This is a genomic window from uncultured Plantibacter sp. (assembly GCF_963518075.1).
In the GTDB taxonomy this organism is placed as follows: domain Bacteria; phylum Actinomycetota; class Actinomycetes; order Actinomycetales; family Microbacteriaceae; genus Plantibacter; species Plantibacter flavus_A.
This window is the reverse complement of sequence record NZ_CAUQHZ010000006.1, coordinates 186,543-212,257: the sequence shown is the minus strand read 5'-3', so window position 1 is coordinate 212,257 and position 25,715 is coordinate 186,543. Positions and strand designations below refer to the sequence as shown.

Sequence of the window (25,715 nt, the reverse complement as noted above, 5' to 3'; positions counted from 1 at the left end):
GCACGCGGTGACGACAGCGGTCCTCCCCTACTTCCGTCCGGCCCGCCCTCGGGTCCTCGCCCATCGAGGGCTGGCCGGGCCGGGGGCCCCCGAGAACACGCTGTCGTCCTTCCGCCGCGCCCTGGCTGCTGGCGCCGAGTACGTCGAGACCGACGCGCACTGCACGCGCGACGGACACGCCGTCCTCTTCCACGACCCGTTTCTGCGCCGCATCACCGGCGATCCGAGACCGATCGCCGACCTCGAACTCGCGGATCTCCAGCGGATCGACCTCGGCGGCGACCGCATGCCGACGTTGTCGGAGGCGCTGGCCGAGTTCCCCGGGGCGCGCTTCAACCTCGACATCAAGGCCGCTGCAGCGGCTGCTCCGGCAGCTGCCGCGATCATCGGCGCCGGTGCGGCCGATCGGGTGCTCGTCACCTCCTTCGACGAAGGCAGACGTTCCGCGATCGTGCGGGCCGTGGGGCTGGAGGCCGGTGCCGACTCCGTGGCATCATCCGCGTCGGCCGGGATCCTGCTCCGCGTCCTCCCCGCAGCCGCCCTCGGGCTCCGCGGAGCGCTCCGTCGGTCGCTCGCCGGTGTCCAGGCGCTCCAGGTGCCCGAACGGTTCCGCGGCGTGCCCGTCGTGACGAAGCGCCTCCTCGCACAGATGCACGCCCTCGGCGTCGAGGTGCACGTGTGGACGGTCAACGACCCCGCCGACATGCGACGCCTGCTGGATCTCGGCGTCGACGGCCTCGTCACCGACCGCTGTGATCTCGCGCTCGACGTGGTCCGCTCACGCTGACGGCTCAGCTCTCCGCATCCGGCGTGGCTCCAGCTGGGCATGAGCTGATAGCTAGATGGGTGAACGGAACAGTTTACCCAGCTTGTGGGTTTATAACTGTGGATGCCGAGCGAGAGGAGACCACACAATGGCAGATCGCAGTTTGCGCGGAATGCGCCTGGGCGCCCAGAGTCTACAAACGGAAGAGGGCGTCATATTCTCGGCGCGGAGCAACCACATCTACCGGTGTCAGAGTTGTGAGCGCGAGACCACCATGACCTTCGCCGCCGATGCGGAAGTCCCCGAACTGTGGGAGTGTCGGCACTGCGGTGCGGAGGCCGTCCTCCTCGTCGACTCGAAGCCCGTCGTCGTCGACCGCGGTGACGTGAAGACGCCCCGCAGCCACTGGGACATGCTGCTCGAGCGCCGCTCGCGCGATGAGCTCGAGGAACTGCTCGAAGAGCGCCTCTCATATCTCCGGGCCCGGCGCGGCCAGCAGAAGAGCGCGTGACACCGAGCCCCTGACAGGCCTCCCCTCGATCGGCTGATCCGATATCGGATCAGCCGATCGTCATGTCCGGGGACGGTTCGAGACGCGCCTGGGCCTGGCCGCGAACCCGGCGAGGACCAGCGAGGCGAGTCCCATGCCACCGATGAACATCTCGACCTGGTGACCGAAGGCCATCGACGGCGTGACCGTGTCCGCGAGCGGCACCTCGGAGACCATCGACCCGGGGCGGAAGGCCGGGATGCTGTCGATCGTCGATCCGTCTGGGCCGATGATCTGACTGGTCCCCACGGTCGAGATGTTCACGACCGATCGTGCCGACTCGATCGCCCGGAGTCGAGCGATGGCCAGCTGCTGTTGATTCTCGTCCGTCTGCCCGAAGTCCGCGTTGTTGGTCTGGGCGAACACGATGCGCGCGCCACCCGCCACCGCGTCTCGGGTGAGCCGGTCGTCGGCGATGTCGAAGCAGATGCTGATCCCTGCGAGCACCCCGCCGATGTCGAAGACGTTGTCCTTCGTGCCAGGGGTGTACTCGCGCTGGATGAGGCCGATGAGGTCGGGTGCGAACGGCTCCCAGAACTTCCGGTCCGGGACGTATTCGCCGAACGGGACCGGGTGCTTCTTGTCGTAGACGTCGCGGACGCCGTCCGAGGCGTCCCAGAGGAGCGACGAGTTGTAGTAGCGATCGCCGCGCTGAGAGATCGCACCGACGACGAACGGTGCGTCCATGCGGCGGCTCAACGCGTCGAGGGCCGCAGCCGATTGGGGAACCCGCTGCGGGTCGAGGTCTGCGCTGCCCTCGGGCCAGACCACGACGTCGACGTCCGCATCGAGCACCTGCAGCGTCTCGTCGATCTGGGTCTGCATGACGGTGCCGGGTGCTGCGGCGTCGAAGTAGCCGGCAGGGCCGTTGCCCTGGATGGCAGCCACCCGCATGCTCCCGGTCGTCGCCGTCGGCCATGCCGGCACCACGAGCACCGCGAGGACCGCGAGGACCGCGGTCCCGACCCGGCTGACCGTCGGGAGCTCCGCGGTCGCGGCGAGCTGCAGGGCGAGTGCCACGAGCAGCACCATGAGGAACGACAGCCCCGAGAACCCGACCCAGGCGACGAGCGGGGCGAACGGGCTCTCGGACTGGCTGAGCGCCATCCTCGCCCACGGGAATCCGCCGTAGGGCCAGGTGCTCACGAGCGTCTCGCGCGCGGTCCACAGGGCGGCGACCACCGTGGCGGTCAACCAGACCCGTCCCCCGACGCCTGGGAAGGCGCGCGGTACCCAGCGGTACGCCAGGGTGATGAGCACGGCTCCGAGCGCGAAGAAGATGGCCTCGAGTGTCGACAGCGCCGCCCAGGGGACGGGACCCAGGTAGGCGGTCGCCCACTCGATGTGGATCAGGTAGAACGACTCCCCCGCCAGGAAGCCGATCAGGAGCGCACCGCCGACGCTGCGTCCCATGAGGGTGAGGAGGACGAGGGCGATGCCGACGAACGTCAGGGGCCAGACCCCGCGGTCCGGGAAGCCGGCGTCGAGGACCGGCCCGGCGGCGATGGCCACGACGGCCGCGAGCCAGAGCGGGAGCGGTGGACGACGATCGACCAGCGCGTCGATCGGTCGGAGCCGGCGGCTCCGACGGTGCGGGGACCTCACAGCGAGCTGTACGCGACGATGCCGCGTCGGATCGAGTCGAGCGCCTCGCGCGAATGACGGCCCACCGGTCCGTCGACGACGCGGAGCTGATCGAGCAGGTCGATGGTCTGCTTGCACCACCGCACGAAGTCCCCGGCGGCGAGTTCCGCCTCGATGAGCACCGTGTCGAGGTTCGCGCCCTTGGCCCACTGGTGCATGGCGAGCGAGAGTCCGGTCGAGATCGGGTTGCTCCCCGGGAGGCGGTGCTCCCGTTCGCTGTCGTCGAGCCGACTCCAGAGGTCCTGCGTCCGTTCGAGTGCGGACCGGAACGGGCCGCGGGGCAGGAAGCGTTCCGGGGTGTTCTGCTCCTCGCGCCGTGGTTCGTACACGATCGCGGCGGCCATCGCGGCGAGGGATGCGGCGTCGAGGTCGTTCCACGCACCGGTGCGCAGGCATTCCGCCACGAGGAGGTCCCGTTCTCCGTAGATGCGCTTCAAGGTGCGTCCGGGAGCCGCGACGACGACCGCGCCGTGCTCGTCGCGGGCCAGGTACTCGTACTCGAGCAGCACGTCGACGACCCGGTCGAACACGCGTGCGACCGCGCCCGTCCGCGTCTGGATCTGCTGTCGCAGCTGGTCGGTCTGCTTCTTGAGCTTGAACCATCGTTCCGCCCAGCGAGCGTGGTCCTCGCGATGCGGGCAGACGTGGCAGGCGTGAGCCCGCATGCGCTTGCGGAGTTCGGCGAGCTTGCGTTGGCGACGGTCCTTCGACGCGCGCGAGCCGTTCGGCTCGCCTTTGCGTTCGAGGTCCGTGAGCTCGCGCCGGATTCCCGCGTACTCGACGAAGTTCCCGAGGTGGCACGACATGGACTTCTCGTAGCCGGCGAGCGAGGACTCCTGCTCGCGCACCTTCCGGGCGATCCCGACGACGGCCCGGTCCGCCTGGAACTGTGCGAAGGACGACTCGAGGATCTGCCGGGTGCGTTGACGGCCGAACTGGTCGATCAGGTTGACCGCCATGTTGTAGGTCGGGCGGAAGCTGGAGTTGAGCGGGTAGGTGCGTCGGGAGGCCAGCGAGGCGACGGACTGCGGGTGCAGCCCCTCGGTCCACTGGATCACGGCGTGGCCCTCGACGTCGATGCCACGGCGTCCGGCGCGCCCGGTGATCTGGGTGTACTCCCCCGGGGTGATCGGGACGCGTGCCTCACCGTTGAACTTCTCGAGCTTCTCGAGGACGACCGTCCTGGCCGGCATGTTGATGCCGAGCGCGAGGGTCTCGGTCGCGAAGACGACCTTCACGAGCTTCCGCCGGAAGAGCTCCTCGACGACCTCCTTGAACGCCGGCAGGAGACCGGCGTGGTGGGCGGCGACGCCCCGCTCCAGACCATCGAGCCACTCCCAGTAGCCGAGGACGGCGAGGTCCTCGTCGAGCAGGGTCCGACAGTGCTCGTCGACGATCTGACGGATCTCGTCGCGTTCGTGCGCCTCGGTCAGCCTGATGCCGGAACGGAGGACCTGCTTCACCGCCTGGTCGCACCCGACGCGGCTGAAGACGAAGAAGATCGCCGGGAGCAGGAGGTGGTCGTCGAGCATCTGGACGAAATGCCCGCGGTCGAGCTTCTCGGCCCGATGCGGGGCTCGGCGCTGGTTGTAGCGGCTGATGTCCTTGTACTGACGACTGTTCGGTGCACGGCCACCGAACTGCGCCATACGGACGAGCTCCGGGTTGACCTGGTGGGTGTCGGCGAGGCTCGGCGCGGCGAACAGGTCGATGAGCTTGTTCCGCATCAGCACGTGCTGGGTGAGCGGCACCGGGCGATCCTCGGACACGATCACGGCGGTGTCACCGCGGACGGCCTGCAGCCAGTCGCCGAACTCCTCAGCGTTCGACACGGTCGCGCTCAGCGACACCATCCGGACGGCCTGCGGGAGGTGGATGATGACCTCCTCCCACACCGCTCCGCGGAACCGGTCCGCCAGGTAGTGCACCTCGTCCATGATGACGAAGGCGAGATCGGTCAGCGCGTCGGAGTCCGCGTACAGCATGTTGCGGAGGACCTCGGTCGTCATGACGACGATGCGGGCGTTGCCGTTCACGTTCGTGTCGCCCGTGAGCAGGCCGACGTGCTCGGACCCGTACTCGGCGGTGAGTTCCTGGAACTTCTGGTTGCTGAGCGCCTTCATCGGCGTGGTGTAGAAGACCTTGCCGCGGTCGCCGTGCATGGCGAGGGCGATCGCGAACTCGGCGACGATGGTCTTACCGGCCCCCGTCGGTGCGGCGACGAGGACGCTGCTGCCGTTCTCGATCCGCTCGCACGCCTCGAGTTGGAACGCGTCGAGATCGAAACGCTGCCTCGCGCGGAACTCCTGGAGCCTCGGTGTCGCGTTCCGGACCGCCGCTGCCCGATACCGCTCGGCAGGCGAAGCGGTGTCGCTCATGCGAGCCCCGCGCTACCGAGTTCGGCGTCGATGCGTCGCTGCCGCTTGGCCGCACTGCGGTCGTGGAGGACGGCGACGCCGTACGCCGCGAAGTACAACAGGACCATCGGGATCGCGAGGACGAACATCGACACGATGTCGGCGGCGGGCGTGGCGATGGCCGTGAAGAGCACGATGACGAGGATCGCGACCCGCCACGCCTTGATGATCGCCGCTGCGGAGAGCACACCGACGAAGTTCAACAGGACGAGGAACACGGGCAGGACGAAGGCGACACCGACCGCGAGCACCAGCTTCAGGACGAAGTCGTAGTAGGTGGTGGCGTCGAGGAAGTTGGCCGCCGCCGTCGGGGTGAAGCCGAGCATGAGCTCGACGATGTGCGGCAACACGAACCAGCCCGCGTAGCAACCCGCCAGGAACAACGGCACCGCGGTCGCGAAGAAGCCGATCGCGTATTTCAGCTCCTTGCGCGTCAGGCCGGGCACGAGGAAGGCCCAGATCTGGTAGAGCCATACCGGGCTGGACAGGACCACGCCGGCGGTGAGAGCGATCTTCATCCGCAGGTCGAACGCGCTCGTGACGTTGGTGAAGTTCAGGAACGCCTGCCCGCGATCGTCGGCGATGACGAGGATGGGGGCGCTCATCGCCTCGATGATCCACTCGGAGGCGATGAAGCCCGCGACCATGCCGACGATGATGCCGATGGCGGAGTAGAACAGACGCTTCCGCAACTCGACGAGGTGCTCGCCGAGCGACATCCGCCCTTCGCGGTTCTGTTTCTTGGGACGCTTCTCGGTCAGGGCCACGGCGACATCGTCCGTTCCTGAGCAGCGTGTTCGAGGCGCGCTCGTCGGGGGCCAGGTGCTGGCGTCATCGGGCTCGGGTGGTCCTCAGGGTTACGGCTTGACCGGCGGGTCGGTCGGCTTCTGCGGGGCCGTCGCGGCCGGGGTCTGGTCGGCGGGTGCCGCAGTCGCGGGCGGAACCGTGCCCGTCGCGTCGGGCGAGGCGGGCTCGTCGTCGCGCATGCTCTTGACCTCGCTCTTGAAGATCCGCATCGACTGACCGACGCTGCGGGCGAGACCCGGGAGCTTCGGTGCTCCGAACAGCAGCAGGACGATGAGGAGGATGATGACGAGGTGCCACCCGGTGAATGCATTGCCGAACATAGTCTTCGTTCCTGATCTTCGAGGTCGAGGTCCACTCACTCTACCCTGCATCTCCCGTTCGACCGCCGGGAGTCTCGGGAGTCAGCTCCCGGATGTCGTGCGGTACTGCGCGAGACCGGCGGCCGCCCAATCGGCGACCGCGTCGCGGGCATCCGCCGGCCCGAGCACCGTGATGAGCCCGGGGTGCGCGGCGACCAGTCGTTTGAGGCCGTGATGGTGCGCCAGGCGCAGGGTCGCGGTCACCTCGACATCGGCGTCCTCGCGGGCTGCGGAGCCGCCTGGCGCGCTGTCGACGGCGACCACGTAGTCGTCGATGAGCGGGAGGACCGAGCGTCGGACGAGCACGGTGACGTTGCGGTCGGAGTCGCTCGGCTCGAACAACGCGGTCGGGACGACGACGTCCGCTTCGCGGAACACGACCTCGGCATCGGTCTCGCGCAGCTCGGTCATCCGATCGAGGCGGAAGCGACGCGTCGCCTCGCGCAGGTGGCACCACCCGTAGAGGTACCAGTCCTGGTCCTGGGATTCGAGACGCAGTGGGTCCACCAGTCTCGCCTCGGTCGCCCCGCTCGCATCGACGTAGTCGAACGCGACGCTGTGGCCGGCGGCCAGAGCCGACCGGATGATGCCCACCGCGTGCGCGGAGTAGGACTCGGTGACCGCGAGCTGGCCCGGAGCCGACGACGCCCCGCGGGCGAGTTTCGCCATCACGCCCCCGATGACGTCGCTGTCGACGAACTCGGGGAGGCGCTGGAGCGACTGCAGACCGGCGATGAGGGCCGAGGCCTCGCGGGCTGAGAAGCGAGGACTGTCGTCGAGCGCGACCCGGTGCGTGAGGACGATCTCGTCGTCCTCCTCGAAGCTGCCCCAGTCGATGTCGAAGAGGTCGCCGGCGAGGTACTGCCGGGTGTCGCCCGGCACGCCGGACACCGTCAGGAGCTCGACCGCTTCGCGGATCTGGCGCGGGGACAGGCCGAAATGCCGCGCGGCCTCGTCGACCGTCACCCGCTCGCGGTCGATGAGGTACGGCACGAGCGAGAGGAGGAAGATCAGCTTGTCCTGGGCGCGGGGCGCCGCCGGTCGCTTAGCCACGGGCGGCCTCCTCGGGGTGGGGTGCGTCGTCGGTCGCGCGGTGGCGGGCGACGACCAGCTCGAGTCTGGACGCCACGGCCTCGACGAGTGCCGGAGGGTCGAGGACGACGACCTCCGGGCCGAAGCCGGCGAGCTCGTCGGCGAGGATGTGGTGGTCGAGGTACGGGATGGTGAGTTCCGTGCGCTCCGTGTCGCTGACGCCGTAGCGGTTGCCGAGGCGGGCCGCGGCGTCGGTCCCGGGCCGGACACGGACGAGGGCACGCTGCGACGAGGACACGCGGCGCAGGCCGTCGATCGCGTCGGCGGCGTGGTCGCGGTCCTCGGCGGGGAACGACGCCCCCGTCGGCTTGACCGGACCGGCGATCCGCGACAGGAGGAACGTCCGGGGCTCGTCCACCGTCCGGTCGGTGGCGTAGAGGTGCCAACGACCCTCGTGCTGGACGAGAGCCAACGGTGCGACGGTGCGGACGCGTGGCCGCGCCTCGCCGGGCTTCAGGTAGGGGAAGGCGACCACGGACCGACGTTCGAGCGCCGCGTCGAGCGGTTCGAACGAGGCCTCCCGGGTGCGGAGTCTCGGCGCGTATCCGATGATCGGTTCGTCGGGCTCGATGCCGAGCGACCGCAACTTCGTCATCGCGCGCTGCGACTGGCCGGAGAGCGACCCCTCACGCCACACCGTGGCGGCGAGCGACAGCAGTGACAGCTCCGCCGGGGTGAACCGGACGTCGGTGGGAAGCTCGTAGGCGCCCTTCGGGATCCGATAGCGCATCGACTGGTTGTTGCCGGGTTCACCCGGCTGTTCGATCGTCTCGAGCGGGACGCCGAGTTCGCGGATGTTGTCCTTGTCGCGCTCGAACTGTCGCTCGAGGCTGGCGTTGCCGCCGCCACTCGAATACTGCTGGCGGTACCCCTGGACGGTCGACAGGATCTCGTTCTTCGTCAGGCCGGTCTGCGTGGCGAGGAGCGCGAGCACGAGGCTGAAGAGTCGCTCCTCCACCGGGACCGGCTTCGGGGACTCGCTGGCTGAGGACACCGGTCCAGTCTACCGACGGACGGCCCGTCCCCCACCCGCGACGCGGGCGTTGGACGGGCCGTCTCCGAGGCGTGTCAGTTACTGTGCCGCGCGCTGGGTGCCGAGCACGTCGATGACGAACACGAGCGTCGCGCCGGCCGGGACGCTGCCCGACCCCTGCTCGCCGTAGCCGTCCTTCGGCGCCACCACGAGGATGATCTGCGAGCCGACCTGCTGGCCGACGACCGCGTCGTTGAAGGCCTTGATCATCTGACCGCCGTCGGCCTGGAAGACGAGGGGCTGACCCTTCTCCCAGCTGCTGTCGAAGACGCTCTTCTGATCCCACAGCACACCGGTGTAGTTGACGATGACCTGGTCGCCGGCCTTGACCGTGGCACCGTCGCCGACGCGGGACAGGGTGTGCTTCGTCTCGGTCGGGGCGGGGGCCGCCGGGATGGTGATACCGGGCTGGCCGCTCGGAGCGGTCACGACGGACGGGAACCCCGACGGGATCGGGCGCTCGGCGCCGTCGGCCTTGGGCAGCGCCGCACCCTGGATGTCGGCGACGAGGATGATCGCGTCGTCCTTCTTGATGCCGTTCGCCTCGCTGCCACCGCTCGGGCCGAAGGCGTCCTCGGGTGAGATCGCCGCGACGACACGGGATCCGACCGTCGTGCAGGCGAACGCCTTCGCGAAGCCGGGGAGGCTCCCGGACAGGGCGATGAGGGTGCTCGCGGGCCCGTTGAAGTCCGTCTGCTGCAGGACGTCTCCGGTGCGTCCGTTGAGGAGCATCAGGTTGAGGTTGACGGTGCCTTGGGCCGAGACCTGCTGACCGTCGCCCTGGATGACGACCTGGCGCTCCGTCGTCTTCGTGTACAGCGGCGTCGGGAGGTCCACCTTCGGGGTGGATCCGAAGTCACCGGACACGCTGATGAGCTTCGTCGCGTCGCCGGCGGACGCCGCGGTGTCGCAGGACGCCGACCCCGGCGCGGTGCACCCGGTGAGGGAGACGAGCAGGAGGCCTGCTGCGGCGATGAGAGCTGGTGCAGTGCGCACGGATCCTCGTTTCGGTGGTACGGGTGGGACGGCAGGTCGCCGTCGCACAGTTTAGTCGACGTGAACCGGGGTCAACGATCGTCGCCGAGAGCCGGCTCAGCGGCGGACGGTTCGATCGACTCGTCCGGCCCCGCGCTGTCACCGTCGAGGCCCCGTGCCCGGGAGAGCTCGGCGCTCGCCCCGGCGCTCCTGGCGCGCTTCCGCAGGATCTTCGCACTCGCGGAACGTTCCCCGAGGGCGCCCGGCGTCCACAGCTCGACGTCCTCGGCGCTGAAGTCGCTCTTCGAGGCGCGTCGCTTGAGCTCGGGCAGGACCGTGCCGGGCGCGAGTTTCCGTGCGGTGATGAGGAAGCCCGTGTGCCCGATCATCCGGTGGTCCGGTCGAACAGCGAGCCCCTCGACGTGCCACCCGCGCATCATCGTCTCGTTCGACTGCGGGTTCGTGAAGCCGCCCGTCCCTCGGATCGCCTCGGCGACGCGCGACAGCTGGGTGACCGTGGCGACGTAGCAGAGGATCACTCCGCCGGGCTTCAGCGCCTCCCACACGGCGTCGAGGCACTCCCACGGTGCGAGCATGTCGAGCACCACGCGGTCGACGGACTCGGCGGGCATCGTCTCGGGCAGGGTCTCCTGGAGGTCGCCGACCGTGACCGACCAGTTCTGCGGGTCGTAACCGAAGAAGGTCGCGACGTTGCCTCGCGCGACGTCGGCGAACTCGTCCCGACGCTCGAAGGAGGCCAGTCTGCCCGACGGCCCGATGGCCCGGAGGAGCCAGAGGGAGAGCGCGCCGGAACCGACACCGGCCTCGACGACCGTCGCGCCGGGGAAGATGTCCGCCTGTCCGATGATCTCGGCCGCGTCCTTCGGGTAGATGATGGCGGCACCGCGAGGCATCGACATCACGAAGTCGACCAGCAGCGGCCGGAGCGCGAGGTGCTCGATGCCCTCGGTGTTGGCGACGACGCTGCCGTCCGGCAGACCGATGATCGAGGTGTGCTCGATCATCCCGCGGTGCGTGTGGAAGACCTTGCCGGCCTCCAGCGTGATGGTGTTCTTCCGCCCCTTCGGTCCGGTCAGCTGCACGCGGTCGCCCTCGCGGAAGGGGCCGCTGTTCGCCGGCTGGTGGTTCGCGCTCATCGCTGTGCTGCCTCTGTCTCGGGGTGGTGGGTGGTGCCGCTGGCGGTCGAGCGCAGCTCGGCGAGATCGGCGACGGAGCGCCCGGCGAGGGTGTCCCAGGTGGTGTGGTGCGGGCCCTCGGGGATCGGCACGATGTGCGGGACGGACACGGCGATGGTCCCCGCCGCCAGCGCGGACGCGAGACCGGTGGCGGAGTCCTCGATCGCGATGCACTCGCACGGGTCGACGCCGAGTGCCGCTGCGGCTCTGAGGTAGGGGTCGGGATGGGGCTTGGGCTGCTCGACCTCGTCGCCGGCGACGATGAGGTCGAACGCGTCGAACGGGATGCCGCCTGCGATGTCCTCGGCCATGGACCGGATCGACATGGTGACGAGCGCGGTCGGCACGCCGGCCTCCCGGAGCTCGCGGAGCAGCTCCTGGGCACCGGGACGGAACGGGACGCCGCGTTCCTGGATGAGGCGCCGGACGTGGTCCGTGAGATGGGTGACGATCGTGTCCGCGTCCAGCGCGACGCCGCGGCCCTGGAGGACGGCGGCGGAGTCCCAGAGGCCATTCCCGACGAGCAGGAGGCCGTCCTCATGGGTCCAGGCGCCGCCGTGGGCCGCGACCAGCTCGGTCTCGGCCTCCATCCAGTAGGGCTCGGTGTCGACGACGGTGCCGTCCATGTCCCAGAGGACTGCGGCAGGGAGGAGAGTGGTCACAGGGGGCCATGCTACCGGGTGCTGAAGCGCCTATCCTGGATGGATGGTCGCGGAAGGTCCCCGTGCACCGAGGAGTGAGACGTGACGGAAGACACCAAGGAGCCGCTGGGCGGTCGCCTGCTCGTCGTGGCGTTCGAGGGATGGAACGACGCCGGCGAGGCGGCGAGCGGCGCGGTGCGCGTGCTTCGCGAATCGCTCGCCCTCCGCCCGCTGCTCGAGATCGACCCGGAGCCCTACTACGACTACCAGTTCAACCGGCCGACGGTCGGCGTCGACGAGGACGGCAAACGGTCCCTGACCTGGCCCGGTACCACGATCTCGGGGCCCGACCCCGAGGCGGCGAAGCCCGCGACCCCCCTGGCGGAGGACGCCGCGCTCCGCGTCAGCGAGGGCGGCGGTGACAACGTCTACGTGCTGCTCGGTGCCGAGCCGTCGCGCGGATGGAAGGCGTTCGTCGACGAGATCCTCGCCGTGATCACCGAGCAGCGCATCACCGGCATGGTGATGCTCGGTGCGATGCTCGCCGACGTCCCGCACACGCGACCGATCTCGGTCTTCGCCTCGAGCGAGAACGCTGAGCTGCGGCAGGCGCTGCAGCTCGAACGCAGCACCTACGAAGGACCGGTCGGCATCCTCAGCGTGCTGGCCGACGCCGCCGAGCGGCAGGGCGTCCAGAGTCTGTCGGTCTGGGCCTCGGTCCCCCACTACGTGCACAGCGCGCCCTCCCCGAAAGCCGTGTTGGCGCTGATCGACAAGCTCGAGGAACTCATCGACGTCGTCATCCCCCGCGGAGCCCTCGTCGAGGAGTCCGGTGAGTGGCAGAGCGGGATCGACACGCTCGCCGCCGAAGACGAGGACATGGCCGCCTACATCCAGCAGCTGGAGCAGGCGCGCGACACCGTCGAGTCGCCCGAGGCGAGCGGCGAGGCCATCGCCAAGGAGTTCGAGCGGTACCTCCGTCGGGACGAGGGCAAGGGCGACGAGCCCTGGCGGAAGGACCGCGAGTAGCCCGGTCCCATCGCGGTGGGGTGACTCCGGTGAGCCGCCGTCCTGCTCAGCGCACGCCGAGGAGCGCGTCGACGGCCGACCGCGCGAGGTCGGCGTCGTCGACGCCGGTCGTCGCTGCGGCGTCGACGAGTGCGATGGCACCCGGGGTGTCGAGGTCGTCGGCCAGTCGGACCCGCATCGCCTGCAGCAGCTCGACGGCGGACGCTCCACTCGCGGCATCCGTCGCGAAGGCCGAACGCCAGGTCCTGAGCCGGCGATCGGCCAGGACGAGGTGCTCGTCGTGCCACTCCCAGTCGCTGCGGTAGTGGTTCGCGAGGATCGCGAGTCGGATGGCCGAGGGGTCTGCTCCGTCGGCGGCCAGGCGTGACACGAGGACGAGGTTGCCGAGGGACTTGGACATCTTCGTGCCCTCGTAGGCGACCATGCCGGCGTGGCTGAACACCTTGGCGAGCGGGCGGCCGGACAGTGCTGCGGCGTGCCCGGCACTCAGATCGTGGTGTGGGAAGACGAGGTCGGAGCCGCCGCCCTGGACCGTGAAGTCCGATCCGAGATGCTGGAGGGCGATGACCGAGCACTCGATGTGCCAACCGGGACGCCCTCGGCCGACGGGCGACTCCCAGCTCGGCTCGCCGTCGCGCGCCGCCCGCCAGAGCAGTGGATCGAAGGCGTCGCGTTTCCCGGCGCGGTCGGGGTCTCCCCCGCGCTCGGCGAAGAACGCGGCCATCGTCGCCTCGTCGAGCCCGCTCTCCGCGCCGAGGTGCCAGACGTCGTCGGCCGCGGCGCGCACGTCGAAGTAGACGTCGTCCCCGGCGGCACTGTCCGGGGTGTCGACCGTGTAGGCGACCCCGCGTTCGACGAGCAGCGCCACGGCGTCGGCGATCGGCCCGATGACCTCGGTGACCGCGACGTAATCCTCGGGGGGAAGGATGCTGAGGCGCTCCATGTCGCTCCGGAAGAGTTCGACCTGGCTCGCTGCGAGTTCGACCCAGTCGACGCCGGTCGCGGTGGCCCGCTCGAGCAGCGGGTCGTCCACATCGGTGACGTTCTGGGCGTAGTGCACCTCGTAGCCGGCGTCCAGCCAGACGCGCTGCAGGGTGTCGTAGGCGAGGTAGCTCGACGCGTGGCCGAGGTGGGTCGCGTCGTACGGCGTGATGCCGCAGACGTACAACCGCGCCGTACGTTCGGCGGAGGCTTCGATGAGCCCGGCGCTCGGGGTGTCCCAGAGACACGGGGCCGCGCCGGAGCCGGGCAGCTTCGGGACGACCGGGGCGGACCAGGCCCTCACGCGTTGATCACACCCGTGCCGAGCAGCACCAGCAGGACGACGCCGAGCACGATGCGGTAGACGACGAAGGGCAGGAAGCTGCGCTTCGAGATGTAGCTCATGAAGAAGGCGATGACCGCGAGGCCGACGACGAACGCGATGACGGTGGCGACGAGCGTCTCGACCGGTCCGTACGGGCTCGGCTCGCCGATGCTCTTGAAGACCTGGTAGAAGCCGCTGCCGAACACCGCGGGGATCGCGAGCAGGAAGGCGTACCGCGCCGCAGCACGGCGCTCGTAGCCCATGAACAGTCCGGCGGTGATCGTGCCGCCGGAGCGGGAGACGCCGGGGATGAGAGCGAGGGCCTGGGCGCCTCCGAAGATCGCGCCGTCGCGGTAGGTCAGGCTCTTCAGACGTCGCTTCTTCGCACCGACCGCGTCGGCGACACCGAGCAGGATGCCGAACACGATGAGCATGATCGCGACGATCCACAGCGACCGGAAGGTCGTCTCGATCTCGTCCTGGAACAACAGGCCGAGCACGACGATGGGGAGGCTGCCGATGATGATCAGCCACCCCATGCGGGCGTCGGCGTCATCCCTCGGGATCTTGCCGACGAGGGCTTTGCACCAGGACGAGATGATGCGGACGATGTCGCGCCAGAAGAACACCACGACGGCGGCCTCGGTACCGATCTGGGTGATCGCCGTGAACGCCGCGCCAGGGTCCTTCGCTCCGGGGAGGAACTCGCCGAGGATGCGCAGGTGTGCGCTCGACGAGATCGGGAGGAACTCGGTGAGTCCCTGGACGAGTCCGAGGATGATGGCGTTGATGAGGTCCACAGGGCACCTTTCTGCAGCCGGATGGCTGGTGTTCGGCCGGATCCGGCAGTCGTCGGCGGGGCGGCTCCTGGAGCGTCTCGCGGCGCGGAGGGCGCGGAGACGGACCGTGGGAAGTCAGTAGTCGAGGAGGAGGTCCGTGAGGACCTGCTTGCCAAACCCTAGCGCGTCGAGCGGCACGCGCTCGTCGACTCCGTGGAACATCGCGGGGAAGTCCAGGTGTTCCGGCAGGCGCAGCGGAGCGAAGCCGTACCCGGTGATGCCGAGGAGCGAGAGCGCCTTGTTGTCGGTACCGCCGGAGAGCATGTACGGGAGCACCGGGGCGCCGGGGTCATGGCGCCCGAGGGTCTCGACGACCGCGTCGACGAGCGGACCCGAGAACGGTGTCTCGAGGCCGATGTCGCGGTGCATGACGACGATCTCGATGTCCTCACCGACGATCTCCGCGACGCGCGCGAGCACGGCGTCCTCCTCGCCGGGCAGGGTGCGGATGTCGACGAGCGCCTCGGCGCGATCGGGGATCACGTTGTGCTTGTATCCGGCCTGCAGCAGGGTCGGGTTGCTCGTCGTGCGGAGCGAGGCCTGGATGAAGCCGGAGGCCGTACCCGTCGCGAGGGCGAGCTCGTCCGGGCCGAGCCGTTCGGGCGTGGTGCCGAGGATGGAGGCGATCTCACGGAGCAGCTGCTCGGTGGTGTCGGTGAGTCGGACGGGCCACTCGGTGCGTCCGATGGCCGCCACCGCTTCCGCGAGGCGGGTGACGGCGTTGTCCTGCACGTAGCGGGATCCGTGGGCCGCCCGTCCGGTCGCGACCAGTTTGATCCAGACGAGGGCCTTCTCCGAGGTCTGGAGGAGGTAGGAGCGGCGTCCGCCGAAGGTGATCGAGTACCCGCCGACCTCGCTGATCGCCTCGGTCGCGCCGGCGAAGAGCTCCGGTCGTTCGGTCACGAGGTGGTGGGAGCCGAACACGCCGCCGTTCTCCTCGTCCGAGAACATCGCGATCACGAGGTCGCGTTCCGGCCGACGGCCGCTGCCGAGGATCTCGCGGAGTGACGCGAGGATCATCGCGTCCATGTTCTTCATGTCGACGGCCCCGCGTCCCCACAGCAGGCCGTCCTTGATCTCGCCGCCGAAGGGGTCCACCGACCAGTTCGCAGGATCGGCGGGCACCACGTCGAGGTGCCCGTGCACGACGAGCGCCGGCTTCTCGGGGTTCGCGCCGGCGACCCGTGCGACCACGCTGGTCCGGCCCGGAGCAGCGTCGATCAGCTCCGGCTCCAGACCGAGGTCGCGGAGGTACGCCTCGACGTATTCGGCGGCCTCCGTCTCGCCGTTGGAGCGGCCCTCGCCGTAGTTCGTCGTGTCCATGCGGATGAGGTCCCGCGCGATCCGCGTGGTCTCGTCGAGCGTGAGGTCGGATGCGTCTAAGCCGGAGGTCATGGCTCCACGGTACCCGTCGGCCCTGACCGCTGCACCTCTCCCCCGATCGCGCGGTCGACGCACGGCCGGAGGGCGTCGAGCAGATCCTCCGGCGGAACGAGGTGGTGAACGGCTGTCGAAATCCGTGCTAGAGTTTCTTCTCGTGCCCAGCGAAAGCCGGACACGATCACAACACGCGCGGGTGGCGGAAATGGCAGACGCGCTAGCTTGAGGTGCTAGTGCCCTTACGGGCGTGGGGGTTCAAGTCCCCCTTCGCGCACACCGTGTTGAGACGGCGAACGGCCGGAGCGAAAGCTCCGGCCGTTCTTGTTTTCCCGCCGCACTCCACGACACGCCGACACCCGAGATCATCGTCGGTTCGAGCGAGATCCCGCACACCTTCGCCGGTCCTGGACCCTGCTCCGCCGGTACCGGGCCCTCCTCCGCCGGACCCTGAGCCTGTCGAAGGGTCGACCGAGCTGGTGGTCCCTGGCGGGCACTTCGACAAGCTCAGTGACCGGGAGAGTCCCGCCCGGAACACGCCGGTCCCTGAGCCTGTCGAAGGGCAGGAGGACGCGCGTGAGGAGCGGTGCCGTCCTCAGTGCCCGTGGCCGAGGCGCCGACGGAGCAGATCGATGCGGGCCTGTAGCTGGGTCACGCTCGCCTGTGCCACCGCGGGTCCGCCGCAGACGCGTCGCAGTTCGGCGTGCACGAGTCCGTGCGGCTCCTTCGTGTGCTTCGCGTAGAGACCGACCAGGGTGTTGAGCACCTGGCGCTGTTCCTTGAGCGTGCGGTAGAGCGGAGCGGGGATGTCCGCCTGCGGACTCGGCGAGGATGCGTTCTTGTCGACGAACGCCCCGCGCTTGGCCTGCCGGCTCTGGCGTTGCACGAGCAACTCGTGCACCTGTTCAGGTTCGAGGAGCCCGGGGAACCCGATGAAGTCGAACTCCTCCTCGGTGCCGGGCTGGGCGAGCTCGCCGAACTCGTCGCCGTCGAACACGACCCGGTCGAAGTGCGCGTCCGAGGAGACGGCCTGCCAGGTGAACTCCTCGAGGAGTGAATCGGAAGCCTTGTCCTCGCGCTCCGCGGCCGCCATCATCGCGTCCTCCGGATTGAAGAGGTCGCCCTCCGCGTCCGGGTCGCTCGGGCGGTCGAGTGCGTGATCGCGTTCGAGCTCGAGTTTCTCCGCGAGGGCCATCAGGTTCGGCACGTTCGGGAGGAAGATGCTCGCGATCTCGCCGCGTCGTCTGGCCCGGACGAATCGCCCGATCGCCTGCGCGAAGAACAGTGGCGTGGCGGACGACGTCGCGTAGACGCCGACGGCGAGTCGTGGGACGTCCACGCCTTCCGACACCATGCGGACCGCGACCATCCAGCGCTTGGTGTTCCCCGAGAAGTCGGCGATCCGGTCGCTGGCCTCCTTCTCGTCGGAGAGGACGACGGTGGGCTGCTCCCCCGTCAGCTCGTGCAGGATGGCCGCGTAGGCGCGCGCGGTCGTCTGGTCGGTGGCGATCACGAGTCCGCCGGCGTCCGGGACCGCCTGACGGACCTCGGACAGCCGGAGGTCGGCGGACTTCAGGACCGCCGGGATCCAGTCGCCCTGCGGGTCGAGTGCGGTCCGCCAGGCAGCGGAGGTGATGTCCTTCGTGTTGCCCTCGCCGAGGCGGGCCTCCATCTCGTCGCCGGCCTTGGTCCGCCAGCGCATGTGGCCGGCGTAGACCATGAAGAGCACCGGACGGACGACCCCGTCCTGGAGCGCGCGACCGTATCCGTAGTTGTAGTCGGTGACGGAGGTCCGGATGCCCTGGTGATCAGGCTGGTAGACCACGAACGGGATCGGTGCCGTGTCCGACCGGAACGGGGTCCCGGTCAGGGACAGCCGGCGGGTCGCCCGCGAGAACGCCTCGTGGATGCCGTCGCCCCAGCTCAGGGCGTCGCCGCCGTGGTGGACCTCGTCGAGGATGACGAGGGTGCGACCCGAATCGGTCGTGCGCTGATGGACGGGCGGGTTCGCCGCGACCTGGGCATAGGTGACGGCGACGCCGTGGTAGTGGCGGCCGAAGACCTGGTCGCGGTTCGCGAAGTTCGGGTCGAGGCGGATGCCGACCCGGCTCGCGGCCTCGGCCCACTGACGCTTCAGGTGGTCGGTCGGGGCGACGACCGTGATGCGGTCGATCGTGCCGCGATGGAGGAGTTCGGAGGCGAGCCGCAGCGCGAACGTCGTCTTGCCTGCGCCCGGTGTCGCCGCCGCGAGGAAGTCACGGGGTTCGGTGGTGAAGTACTGCTCGAGCGCCTCGGCCTGCCAGGCTCGAAGCTTGCTCGCCGTGCCCCACGCTGCGCGTTCCGGGAAGGCCGGTGAGAGGTGTTCGGCTGCGGACCCGCCCAGGTGCTGGGTCGAAGAGATTTCCGCGTTCACTGGAGACCACTGTACCCGGCCGAACCGACACCGCCGACCATCGTGTGCGGCCTCGACAGCCGTCCGGATGTCCGACTCGCGACTGATCCGCCAGCCGAGGGGCGGGCGTACGCTGGAGGTTCCGGATGCACAGCAGGAGGAACCACCCATGACCGAACAGCACCATCCCTGGTCGCGGTACGTCGCCATCGGCGACTCGTTCACCGAGGGGATCGGCGATCCCGAGCCGGGTGCGCCGGGCGGGCACCGCGGGTGGGCCGATCGGGTCGCCGAGGTGCTGGCCGCGCAGAATTCGGACTTCGCCTACGCCAACCTCGCGGTGCGCGGCAAGCTCGCACAGCAGATCCTCGACGACCAGGTGGAGCCGGCCCTGGAGCTGCACCCGGACCTCATCACGATCTCCGCGGGCGGCAACGACGTGATCCGGCCCGGCACCGACCCCGATGACATCGCCAGACGACTCGAGCAGGCGATCATCCGGCTCCGGAGCGACGGAGCGACGGTCGTGCTGTTCACCGGCGTGGACGTCGGCTTCTCCCCCGTGTTCCGGAGCATCCGCGGTAAGGTCGCGATCTACAACGAGAACCTGCGGGCCATCGCCGCCCGACACGACTGCATCATCGCCGATCAGTGGTCGCTCCAGGCGATCCAGGATCCGCGGATGTGGGCCCCGGACCGGCTGCATCTGAACGCGCTCGGCCATCACGAGGTCGCCCGCCTCGTCCTCCACGCGCTGAACGTGGAGAACGACCTCAAGCCGCTGCAGCCGGAGCCGCTGCCCGTGCGGCGTTGGCGTCAGGCCCGGACCGAGGACCTCGCCTGGGCGCGGGAGTACCTCGTGCCCTGGGTGCTCCGCCGGGTGCGGCACCAGTCGTCCGGCGACCACATCACCGCCAAGCGACCGATCGCCGGACCCTTCCTGACGGTTGCAGCCCAGGACCAGGAACTCGACGTCTGATCGTCCGGCCGATCACCCGGGCTCCGGCGTCTGGCGCGGTCACGGGTTGGTCAGGCGCCACCAGGGCGTGACCGGGGCGATGTCCGCGTCGAGAGCCAGCGGGACGTCGATCGTCGCCGCACCGCCCTCCGCGCCGGCACCCACGGTGTAGCTGAGCTTCCCGACCGTCGAACCGGCGGCACCCGCCTCGATGGCTCTGGCGCGGCTCTCGACAGTGATCGGGGTGTCCTGCCAGACCAGCACGGAGGCGTCGGACGCCACGACGACCTTCGCCGCCTCGTCCCACGCGGTCGAGTAGGAGCCGACCGATTGCCCGGCGGTGGCGAGCTGGACCTGGTGGAATCCGGCCGGCACGCTCTGCAACAGGGAGACCACGGCCTCGTTGAGCACGGTGTGGTCGTCGGCACCGAGGATGACGCCGACGACAGTCACCGTCCGCCCCGCCACCTGGAGGTCGGCGGAGAACAGCAGGCAGGCGCCCGAGGCGTCGTCGGTCCCCGTCTTCATGCCGGTCACCCCGTACTGGCCGAGGAGGGCGTTCGTGTTCTCGACCTCGCCGATGGCGGGCAGTACCGCCGTGGGCTCCTTGACGATCGACGAGAGCACCGGGTCGGCGAGCACGAGCTTGCCGATGGTCACCAGGTCGCTCGGGGTGCTGACGTTCGTCTCGCCCAGGCCGCTCGTGTTCGTGACGGTCGTGCCGGTCAGCCCGTGTGCGTCGAGCCAGGCGCGCGCCGCGTCGAGGTACGCGTCGACCGAACCGAAGGCCCAGACGGCGAGCGAGATGCTGTAGTTGTTCGCCGACGGGAGGAGGAGCGCTTCGAGCATCTGCCGCTGGGTGAACACCGACCCGGCGACGACGGGTGCCGCTGAACCGTTCTCCGCGATGGTGTCGTAGTAGAACCCGACGTCGGCGTCGGTCAGCGTGATGGACGGGCCCTGATCGCCCGCGGCGAGGGGCTTGGCCTCCAGCACGACGAGGGAGGTGATCGTCTTGGTGATGCTCGCGATGGGGAACGGCGTCTGTTCGCCACTCGAACTCAGGACGCCGTCGAACCCGACGGCACCGAGGGCGCCCCGCCCGAATCCGGGCCAGGCGACCGGTGTGGTCTGCTGGACGAGCGAGGTCGTGAGGGCGTCGCCGGCTTCGAGCGTCGCAGCCGCGGCCGGGACCGGTCGGAGCAGCGCGCCTGCGCTGTACCCGAACAGCCCGATCAGGAGGGCGAGGACGCCGAAGACGGCGAGACGGCGGCGGCGATAGATCTGTCGTCTCGTGAGTGGCACCCGGTCATGCTACCCGGCGCTCCTGCGCGTCCCCTGTCGCGACCTGCCGCCGTGCCGGTGGTCTTCGAGCAGCGTTGGACCGTGGTCAGCGGACCCGGAGCTCCCAGAGGGCGACGGCACTGGCCGACGCGACGTTCAGCGAGTCGACGCCGTGGAGCATCGGGATGGTCACGATCGTGTCGGCGGCGGCGAGGGCCGAGGCGCTCAGACCGTCACCTTCAGCGCCGAGCACGATGGCGAGCCGTTCCGGGGCGGTCCGAGCATAGGTGTCGAGGTCCACGGCGTCGTCGGCCAGAGCGAGGGCGGCCGTCTCGAAGCCGGCATCCCGCAGGACGTCGGATGCGACATCCCATTCCGGCAGGCGGGTCCACGGCACCTGCAGGACCGTGCCCATGCTGACGCGGACGCTTCGACGGTACAGCGGGTCGGCGCAGCGCGGGGTGATCAGGACCGCGTCGGCACCGAGGCCGGCGACGGAGCGGAAGATGGCGCCGACGTTGGTGTGGTCGACGATGTCTTCGAGGATGACCACCCGGCGGGCGTCGGCGAGGAGTTCGGCGGGGTCGGCGAGCGGTGGGCGGTGCATCGCCGCGAGCGCTCCCCGGTGCAGGTGGAAGCCCGTCAGCTGCTCCAGGAGTGCGGGCTCGCCGACGAAGACCGGGACGTCGTGATCCTCGAGGAGTGGCGAGACGTCGTCGAGCCACTTCTCCTGCAGCAGGACCGATCGCGGTCGGTGCCCGGCGCGCAGCGCACGTTCCATGACCTTCGTGGACTCGGCGATGTACAGGCCACCCGCGGGTTCGGACACCCGGCGGAGGGCGACGTCCGTCAGCCGCGCGTAGTCGTCGAGTCGTCCGTCGTCGAGATCGGTGATCCGGATGACCTGCATGGGAGACGTCCTCTCGACGCGATGTTCGACCTCCACCTTGCCAGAGTGGGAACACGATCGAAAACGAGGCCGTTTAGACTCAGGGGAAGCGATGGCCCGGAGTACTCCGATCATCGCGGACGGATGGACGGAGCAGGCATGAGCACGCTGATCGCAGCAGGGGATCCCGCTGACGAGACGGCCGAGGCCGGGCTCGAACGGGCGATCGAGCTGCTCGCGGACCGACGCGTCGCCTTCCTCACCGGGGCCGGCGTCAGCACGGACTCCGGCATCCCCGACTATCGGGGCCAGGGCGCTCCGGTGCGGACCCCCATGACGGTCGACCAGTTCCTGTCCAACGACGACGCCGCGCGCAAACGCTACTGGGCCGGCAGCCACCTCGGGTGGAAGCGGTTCGACGGCGCTCGACCGAACGCCGGCCACCGGGCGATCGCGCTCCTCGAGGAGGCCGGCATCGCCGACGGCGTCATCACGCAGAACGTCGACGGCCTCCACGTCAGAGCCGGCTCGCGCCGCGTCGTCGACCTGCACGGGTCGATGGACCGCGTCAGCTGTCTCTCCTGCGGGCAGAGCTACGCCAGGTCGAGCATCGCGGAGCGCATGACGTCGCTGAACCCCTGGCTCGACACCGAGACGGACGTGACGATCAACCCGGACGGCGATGCCGAGGTCGGGCGCGTGGACGAGATCGTCGTCCCCGTGTGCACGGTCTGCGGTGGCATGCTGAAGCCGGACGTGGTCTTCTTCGGCGAGTTCATCCCCACGGAGAAGTACGCCGAGGCGGCGGCACTCGTGCGCGGCGCCGACGCACTCGTGATCGCCGGGTCGTCGCTCGTGGTCAACTCGGGGATCCGGCTCCTCGAACTCGCCCGCCGGAAGCGGTTGCCGATCGTCGTCATCAACCGTGGCGTCACGAAGGCGGACGGCCGTGCGGATGTGAAGCTCGACGCGGGTGCCAGTGAGACGCTCACCGGGATCGCCGCTCGCCTGGTCCCGTCCGCGTTCACGAGCGTCGTCTCGCAGGAGGCGACCGACGCCTGACGCCTCAGGCGTCGGTGTGGTCGTCCGCGAGGAACGCGGTGAGGCGTTGCGCCGCGTCGTGCGGCTCCTCGTAGTGGATGAGGTGTCCGACGCCCGGGATGACGTGCAGCTGCGCGTCGGCGAACCGCTTCGCGAGCGCGTACTGCGCGGCCACGGGCGTGATGTCGTCGCGCTCGGCGGCGATGAGCAGCGTGCGGCTGGGGATGCGGTCGGCGTACTCGCTGACGTCGTGGCTGACCGAGGCGGTGAACGACTCGAGGACGACCTCCCGGTCGGCGAAGGCGCTGAAGTACTGGTCGTGCTGGGCGTGGATCCACCGACGGAGCGTCGGGTCCTTCGTCTTCGCCATCGCGACGCTCATGATGCGGACGACACCCTTGTTGCGGAGGAAGGCGAAGCCCAGGCGTTTCGGGAGCTTCGCGGACGACCAGTAGTAGAAGACCGCGAGCCTCGTCAGGACACCTCGAGGGCCCTGGAGCGCCGGGGCGGCGATCGGGTTCACGAGGACGAGGTCGTCCGGTCGGAGTCCCCCGGCGACGGCGGCGCTCGACACGATCGAGCCGAACGAGTGCCCGAGCAGGACGACCCGGCCGGTCAGGTGTAGCTCCTCGATGAACCGTCCCAGCCAGGCTGCGTACCCCTCGACGGAGTGGGTGGCGTCGGGGAAGGGTGCGGAGCTGCCGAAGCCGGGGAGGTCCGGAGCGATGATCCGGAATCCGGAGAGCTGCGCGACGACCGGTTCGAGGCCGTGGTGGTCGCCGCGGAACCCGTGCACCATGACGATCGTCGTCGACGCCTCTCGGTCGCCGTAGTCCCAGAACCGGGTCTCGGCTCCGTCCACGATGAGCGAGCGCTCCCGGACGGGGATGCGGTCGAGCTGGTCGGCGTACGGTGATTCGACGGGCATCCACTCAGTCTAGGCAGTCCGGCTCCGCGTTCACCCGACGACGCGGAGCGTGCCGTCCCGGCGTGGCACAGGCCCCTGTCGGAGGTGCGTCATAGGGTGAAGGCGTGAACACGGTCGACGCGAACCCCCACTGGACGGACCGCCTGGCGGTCTTCGATCTCGAGACGACCGGCATCGAGGTGGAGACGAGTCGCATCGTGACCGCCTTCGTCGGTGTCATCACCGCGGACGGTTCGGTCGAACGCTCGTGGTCGTGGATGGCCGACCCCGGGGTCGAGATCCCTGCTCGCGCCGCCGAGATCCACGGCGTCACGACGGAGCGTGCCCGGGCGGAGGGGCGTCCGGCACCGGCCGTCGTCGGAGAGATCGTGTCCGTCCTCACCGAACTGTTCGCCGCACGGACCCCGGTGGTCGCCTACAACGCGCCCTACGACTTCTCTCTCCTGCACTTCGAGGCGGAGCGACACGGGGTGACCTCGATCACCGCCCCGTCCCCCGTCGTCGACCCGCTGATCCTCGACCGACGGCTCGACACGTTCCGCCGCGGCAAGCGGACGCTCGAGGTCGTCGCCGCCCTGCACGGCGTTCCACTGGAAGGTGCGCACGACGCGGGCGTGGACGCCGTCGCCGCCGGACGCGTCGCTCAGGCCATCGGCCGACGCTACGCCGACGCATTGCCGACGAGCGTGGACGAGCTGCACGAGGCTCAGCGGACCTGGTCGCTCGAGCAGGCGGAGAGCTTCCAGTCCTACATGCGCCGCGTGCGCGACCCCGAATTCGTCGCCGAAGGCGCTTGGCCCATTCGCACCGGACGCCCTGCCGCTCGACCCGAGACGCCGGTCATCGTCCCAGCGGACCAGCTGCCCATCGGTATCTGAGTCGCACGGACTCCCCACGACGACGAACGCCCCGATCCGAGGATCGGGGCGTTCGTGTATGACAGCGGAAGGACTACTTGCCGAAGCCCTTGAAGCGCTGGTTGAACTTCTCGACGCGACCGGCGGAGTCCATGATGCGCTGCTTGCCCGTGTAGAACGGGTGCGACTCGGACGAGATCTCCACGTCGATCACCGGGTAGGTGACGCCGTCGAGGTCGATCGTCTTGCCCGACGAGACCGTCGAGCGCGTGAGGAACGTCGCGCCGGAGGCGAGGTCGCGGAAGACGACGGCTTCGTACGTGGGGTGGATGTCAGATTTCATCAGCAGTCCTTGTTGAGTGGATGGTGTGGGTAGTACCCGCGCTCGGAACTCCAGGCACGAGGCAGAAAGCTCTTGGCTCCGCGAGCCAAAGGTCGACTTTACCAGACTCGGCGCGCATCTGCTCGCCTGCCGAGGTCGACCCGCCGAGGTACGGCCGTCAGGAGGGGGCGACAGCCGAGCGTCCGGCGCGGGCGGAGCGGGCGTGGAAGCGTCCGTCCTCCTCGGCCAGGTCGATCGGGAGGTCGAAGGTCTCACTGAGGTGCTCGGCCGTGAGGGTCTCGGCGATCGGTCCGGCGGCGACGACGCCGCCGTCGCGAACGAGCAGGACGTGCGTGAAGCCGACGGGGATCTCCTCGACGTGGTGGGTCACCATGATGATCGCCGGTGAGTCGTCGGCGCTCGCGTAGCCGCCGAGCAGCTCGACGAGCTCCTCGCGCGTGCCGAGGTCGAGGCTCGCGGCCGGCTCGTCGAGCAGGAGGAGTTCGGGGTCGGTCATGATGGCCCGCGCGATCTGCACGCGCTTCTGCTCGCCGTCGCTGAGCGTGCCGAAACGGCGGTCGGCGAGGTGGTCGAGCTTCCATTCGGCGAGGACCCGCGAGGCCCGCTTCACATCGATGTCCTCGTACTGCTCGACCCAGCGGCCGGTGACCGAGTAGGCCGCCGTGAGCACGACGTCCAGGACGGTCTCCTCCGGCGGCACCCGCTTCGCGAGGGCGGAGGACGCGAAGCCGATGCGCGGTCGCAGCTCGAAGACGTCGACCCGGCCGAGCGTCTCGTCGAGCACGGAGACCGTGCCCTTCGAGGGGTGGATGAGCGTCGCCGCGAGCTGCAGGAGCGTCGTCTTGCCTGCGCCGTTCGGGCCGAGGACGATCCATCGCTGGTCGCCCGTCACCGTCCAGTCGACGCCATCGAGGATGGGGTTGAGATTGCGGACGACGGACACATCGGAGAACTGCAACACGCTCGGCATGGTCCTAGCCTATCCGCCAAGA

24 protein-coding genes and 1 tRNA gene are annotated in these 25,715 nt (G+C 69.5%); 7 read left to right on the top strand and 18 right to left on the bottom strand.

From position 1 onward, the window contains the following. Positions 1–7 precede the first annotated feature (7 nt). Positions 8–787: a glycerophosphodiester phosphodiesterase family protein gene (locus RWN05_RS09835; RefSeq protein WP_314139398.1), complete on the top strand. Its 780-nt coding sequence runs from the start codon at positions 8–10 to the stop codon at positions 785–787. A 127-nt stretch (positions 788–914) separates the two neighbouring features. Continuing rightward, complete coding sequence (locus RWN05_RS09830) at positions 915–1,277, top strand: RNA polymerase-binding protein RbpA (RefSeq protein ID WP_064296965.1); 363 nt, start codon at positions 915–917, stop codon at positions 1,275–1,277. 60 nt (positions 1,278–1,337) lie between these two features. On the opposite strand, the gene lnt is transcribed toward RWN05_RS09830, so the two are convergent. The 9 genes from lnt to RWN05_RS09785 form a co-directional block, all read right to left on the bottom strand. Continuing rightward, positions 1,338–2,921, bottom strand: a complete 1,584-nt coding sequence (lnt, locus tag RWN05_RS09825; protein ID WP_314139397.1) for an apolipoprotein N-acyltransferase — start codon at positions 2,919–2,921, stop codon at positions 1,338–1,340. Next, positions 2,918–5,338, bottom strand: a complete 2,421-nt coding sequence (locus tag RWN05_RS09820) for an RNA helicase (protein WP_121290603.1) — start codon at positions 5,336–5,338, stop codon at positions 2,918–2,920. Before RWN05_RS09820 ends, lnt begins: the two co-directional genes overlap by 4 nt. Continuing rightward, positions 5,335–6,096 (bottom strand): twin-arginine translocase subunit TatC, encoded by a 762-nt coding sequence (gene tatC, locus RWN05_RS09815; RefSeq protein WP_071260381.1) that lies wholly within the window; start codon positions 6,094–6,096, stop codon positions 5,335–5,337. The genes RWN05_RS09820 and tatC overlap by 4 nt, the downstream gene beginning before the upstream one ends. Before the next feature lie 138 nt (positions 6,097–6,234). Continuing rightward, the gene (gene tatA / locus RWN05_RS09810) at positions 6,235–6,504 is read right to left on the bottom strand and encodes a Sec-independent protein translocase subunit TatA (protein ID WP_314139396.1); all 270 of its coding nucleotides are present in this window, start codon (positions 6,502–6,504) and stop codon (positions 6,235–6,237) included. Between the two features lie 81 nt (positions 6,505–6,585). Then, positions 6,586–7,596, bottom strand: a complete 1,011-nt coding sequence (locus tag RWN05_RS09805) for a WYL domain-containing protein (protein ID WP_314139395.1) — start codon at positions 7,594–7,596, stop codon at positions 6,586–6,588. Then, a complete protein-coding gene (locus tag RWN05_RS09800; protein ID WP_314139394.1) occupies positions 7,589–8,629 on the bottom strand; it encodes a WYL domain-containing protein in 1,041 nt (346 codons plus the stop codon). The genes RWN05_RS09805 and RWN05_RS09800 overlap by 8 nt, the downstream gene beginning before the upstream one ends. A 78-nt stretch (positions 8,630–8,707) precedes the next feature. Beyond that, a complete protein-coding gene (locus tag RWN05_RS09795; protein WP_314139393.1) occupies positions 8,708–9,664 on the bottom strand; it encodes an FKBP-type peptidyl-prolyl cis-trans isomerase in 957 nt (318 codons plus the stop codon). A 71-nt stretch (positions 9,665–9,735) separates the two neighbouring features. Beyond that, positions 9,736–10,800, bottom strand: coding sequence for a tRNA (adenine-N1)-methyltransferase (locus tag RWN05_RS09790; protein ID WP_314139392.1), 1,065 nt, complete (start codon positions 10,798–10,800; stop codon positions 9,736–9,738). After that, complete coding sequence (locus RWN05_RS09785) at positions 10,797–11,501, bottom strand: HAD family hydrolase (RefSeq protein WP_314139391.1); 705 nt, start codon at positions 11,499–11,501, stop codon at positions 10,797–10,799. The genes RWN05_RS09790 and RWN05_RS09785 overlap by 4 nt, the downstream gene beginning before the upstream one ends. An 81-nt stretch (positions 11,502–11,582) precedes the next feature. Between RWN05_RS09785 and RWN05_RS09780 the strand changes: the two genes are divergently transcribed. Then, positions 11,583–12,509: a proteasome assembly chaperone family protein gene (locus RWN05_RS09780; RefSeq protein WP_191941123.1), complete on the top strand. Its 927-nt coding sequence runs from the start codon at positions 11,583–11,585 to the stop codon at positions 12,507–12,509. Between the two features lie 46 nt (positions 12,510–12,555). Here the strand turns inward: RWN05_RS09780 and mshC are convergent, their stop codons facing one another. From mshC to RWN05_RS09765, 3 genes are all read right to left on the bottom strand, one after another. Further along, positions 12,556–13,794: a cysteine--1-D-myo-inosityl 2-amino-2-deoxy-alpha-D-glucopyranoside ligase gene (gene mshC, locus RWN05_RS09775; protein WP_314139390.1), complete on the bottom strand. Its 1,239-nt coding sequence runs from the start codon at positions 13,792–13,794 to the stop codon at positions 12,556–12,558. Then, the gene (locus RWN05_RS09770) at positions 13,791–14,615 is read right to left on the bottom strand and encodes an undecaprenyl-diphosphate phosphatase (protein ID WP_071260226.1); all 825 of its coding nucleotides are present in this window, start codon (positions 14,613–14,615) and stop codon (positions 13,791–13,793) included. The genes mshC and RWN05_RS09770 overlap by 4 nt, the downstream gene beginning before the upstream one ends. A gap of 114 nt (positions 14,616–14,729) precedes the next feature. Beyond that, complete coding sequence (locus RWN05_RS09765; RefSeq protein WP_314139389.1) at positions 14,730–16,049, bottom strand: M20/M25/M40 family metallo-hydrolase; 1,320 nt, start codon at positions 16,047–16,049, stop codon at positions 14,730–14,732. A gap of 175 nt (positions 16,050–16,224) precedes the next feature. On the opposite strand from RWN05_RS09765, the gene RWN05_RS09760 reads away from it, so the two are divergent. Then, positions 16,225–16,308 (top strand) — tRNA-Leu (locus RWN05_RS09760). Between the two features lie 318 nt (positions 16,309–16,626). On the opposite strand, the gene RWN05_RS09755 is transcribed toward RWN05_RS09760, so the two are convergent. Beyond that, positions 16,627–18,444, bottom strand: coding sequence for a DEAD/DEAH box helicase (locus RWN05_RS09755; RefSeq protein ID WP_240555453.1), 1,818 nt, complete (start codon positions 18,442–18,444; stop codon positions 16,627–16,629). Positions 18,445–18,592: 148 nt separating this feature from the next. Between RWN05_RS09755 and RWN05_RS09750 the strand changes: the two genes are divergently transcribed. Beyond that, positions 18,593–19,402, top strand: coding sequence for an SGNH/GDSL hydrolase family protein (locus tag RWN05_RS09750; RefSeq protein WP_064296953.1), 810 nt, complete (start codon positions 18,593–18,595; stop codon positions 19,400–19,402). A gap of 39 nt (positions 19,403–19,441) precedes the next feature. Here the strand turns inward: RWN05_RS09750 and RWN05_RS09745 are convergent, their stop codons facing one another. Together RWN05_RS09745 and RWN05_RS09740 are read right to left on the bottom strand one after the other, a co-directional pair. After that, the gene (locus tag RWN05_RS09745) at positions 19,442–20,686 is read right to left on the bottom strand and encodes a D-alanyl-D-alanine carboxypeptidase family protein (RefSeq protein WP_153303434.1); all 1,245 of its coding nucleotides are present in this window, start codon (positions 20,684–20,686) and stop codon (positions 19,442–19,444) included. Between the two features lie 85 nt (positions 20,687–20,771). Further along, entirely contained in the window at positions 20,772–21,575 is an 804-nt protein-coding gene (locus RWN05_RS09740) for an RNA methyltransferase (protein WP_064296952.1), read from the bottom strand. A 138-nt stretch (positions 21,576–21,713) separates the two neighbouring features. Between RWN05_RS09740 and RWN05_RS09735 the strand changes: the two genes are divergently transcribed. Next, positions 21,714–22,616: a Sir2 family NAD-dependent protein deacetylase gene (locus tag RWN05_RS09735; protein ID WP_064296951.1), complete on the top strand. Its 903-nt coding sequence runs from the start codon at positions 21,714–21,716 to the stop codon at positions 22,614–22,616. A gap of 4 nt (positions 22,617–22,620) precedes the next feature. Here the strand turns inward: RWN05_RS09735 and RWN05_RS09730 are convergent, their stop codons facing one another. Next, a complete protein-coding gene (locus tag RWN05_RS09730) occupies positions 22,621–23,523 on the bottom strand; it encodes an alpha/beta fold hydrolase (protein WP_079002535.1) in 903 nt (300 codons plus the stop codon). Between the two features lie 104 nt (positions 23,524–23,627). On the opposite strand from RWN05_RS09730, the gene RWN05_RS09725 reads away from it, so the two are divergent. Further along, entirely contained in the window at positions 23,628–24,401 is a 774-nt protein-coding gene (locus tag RWN05_RS09725; protein ID WP_240555451.1) for a 3'-5' exonuclease, read from the top strand. A 73-nt stretch (positions 24,402–24,474) separates the two neighbouring features. Here the strand turns inward: RWN05_RS09725 and RWN05_RS09720 are convergent, their stop codons facing one another. Both RWN05_RS09720 and RWN05_RS09715 read right to left on the bottom strand, forming a co-directional pair. Next, positions 24,475–24,723, bottom strand: a complete 249-nt coding sequence (locus RWN05_RS09720) for a type B 50S ribosomal protein L31 (protein ID WP_056005588.1) — start codon at positions 24,721–24,723, stop codon at positions 24,475–24,477. A 157-nt stretch (positions 24,724–24,880) separates the two neighbouring features. After that, on the bottom strand, positions 24,881–25,693 hold the full coding sequence (locus RWN05_RS09715; protein WP_314139387.1) for an ABC transporter ATP-binding protein: 813 nt from the start codon (positions 25,691–25,693) through the stop codon (positions 24,881–24,883). Between the last annotated feature and the right edge of the window lie 22 nt (positions 25,694–25,715).

What these genes read in the sequence shown, in the direction of transcription:
- RWN05_RS09730 (WP_079002535.1), bottom strand. Translation starts at nt 23,523, where the DNA reads ATGCCCGTCGAATCACCGTACGCCGACCAGCTCGACCGCATCCCCGTC.
- tatA (WP_314139396.1), bottom strand. Translation starts at nt 6,504, where the DNA reads ATGTTCGGCAATGCATTCACCGGGTGGCACCTCGTCATCATCCTCCTC.
- RWN05_RS09720 (WP_056005588.1), bottom strand. Translation starts at nt 24,723, where the DNA reads ATGAAATCTGACATCCACCCCACGTACGAAGCCGTCGTCTTCCGCGAC.
- RWN05_RS09790 (WP_314139392.1), bottom strand. Translation starts at nt 10,800, where the DNA reads ATGAGCGCGAACCACCAGCCGGCGAACAGCGGCCCCTTCCGCGAGGGC.
- RWN05_RS09830 (WP_064296965.1), top strand. Translation starts at nt 915, where the DNA reads ATGGCAGATCGCAGTTTGCGCGGAATGCGCCTGGGCGCCCAGAGTCTA.
- RWN05_RS09735 (WP_064296951.1), top strand. Translation starts at nt 21,714, where the DNA reads ATGAGCACGCTGATCGCAGCAGGGGATCCCGCTGACGAGACGGCCGAG.
- RWN05_RS09715 (WP_314139387.1), bottom strand. Translation starts at nt 25,693, where the DNA reads ATGCCGAGCGTGTTGCAGTTCTCCGATGTGTCCGTCGTCCGCAATCTC.
- RWN05_RS09740 (WP_064296952.1), bottom strand. Translation starts at nt 21,575, where the DNA reads ATGCAGGTCATCCGGATCACCGATCTCGACGACGGACGACTCGACGAC.
- tatC (WP_071260381.1), bottom strand. Translation starts at nt 6,096, where the DNA reads ATGTCGCTCGGCGAGCACCTCGTCGAGTTGCGGAAGCGTCTGTTCTAC.
- RWN05_RS09820 (WP_121290603.1), bottom strand. Translation starts at nt 5,338, where the DNA reads ATGAGCGACACCGCTTCGCCTGCCGAGCGGTATCGGGCAGCGGCGGTC.
- RWN05_RS09750 (WP_064296953.1), top strand. Translation starts at nt 18,593, where the DNA reads ATGACCGAACAGCACCATCCCTGGTCGCGGTACGTCGCCATCGGCGAC.
- RWN05_RS09765 (WP_314139389.1), bottom strand. Translation starts at nt 16,049, where the DNA reads ATGACCTCCGGCTTAGACGCATCCGACCTCACGCTCGACGAGACCACG.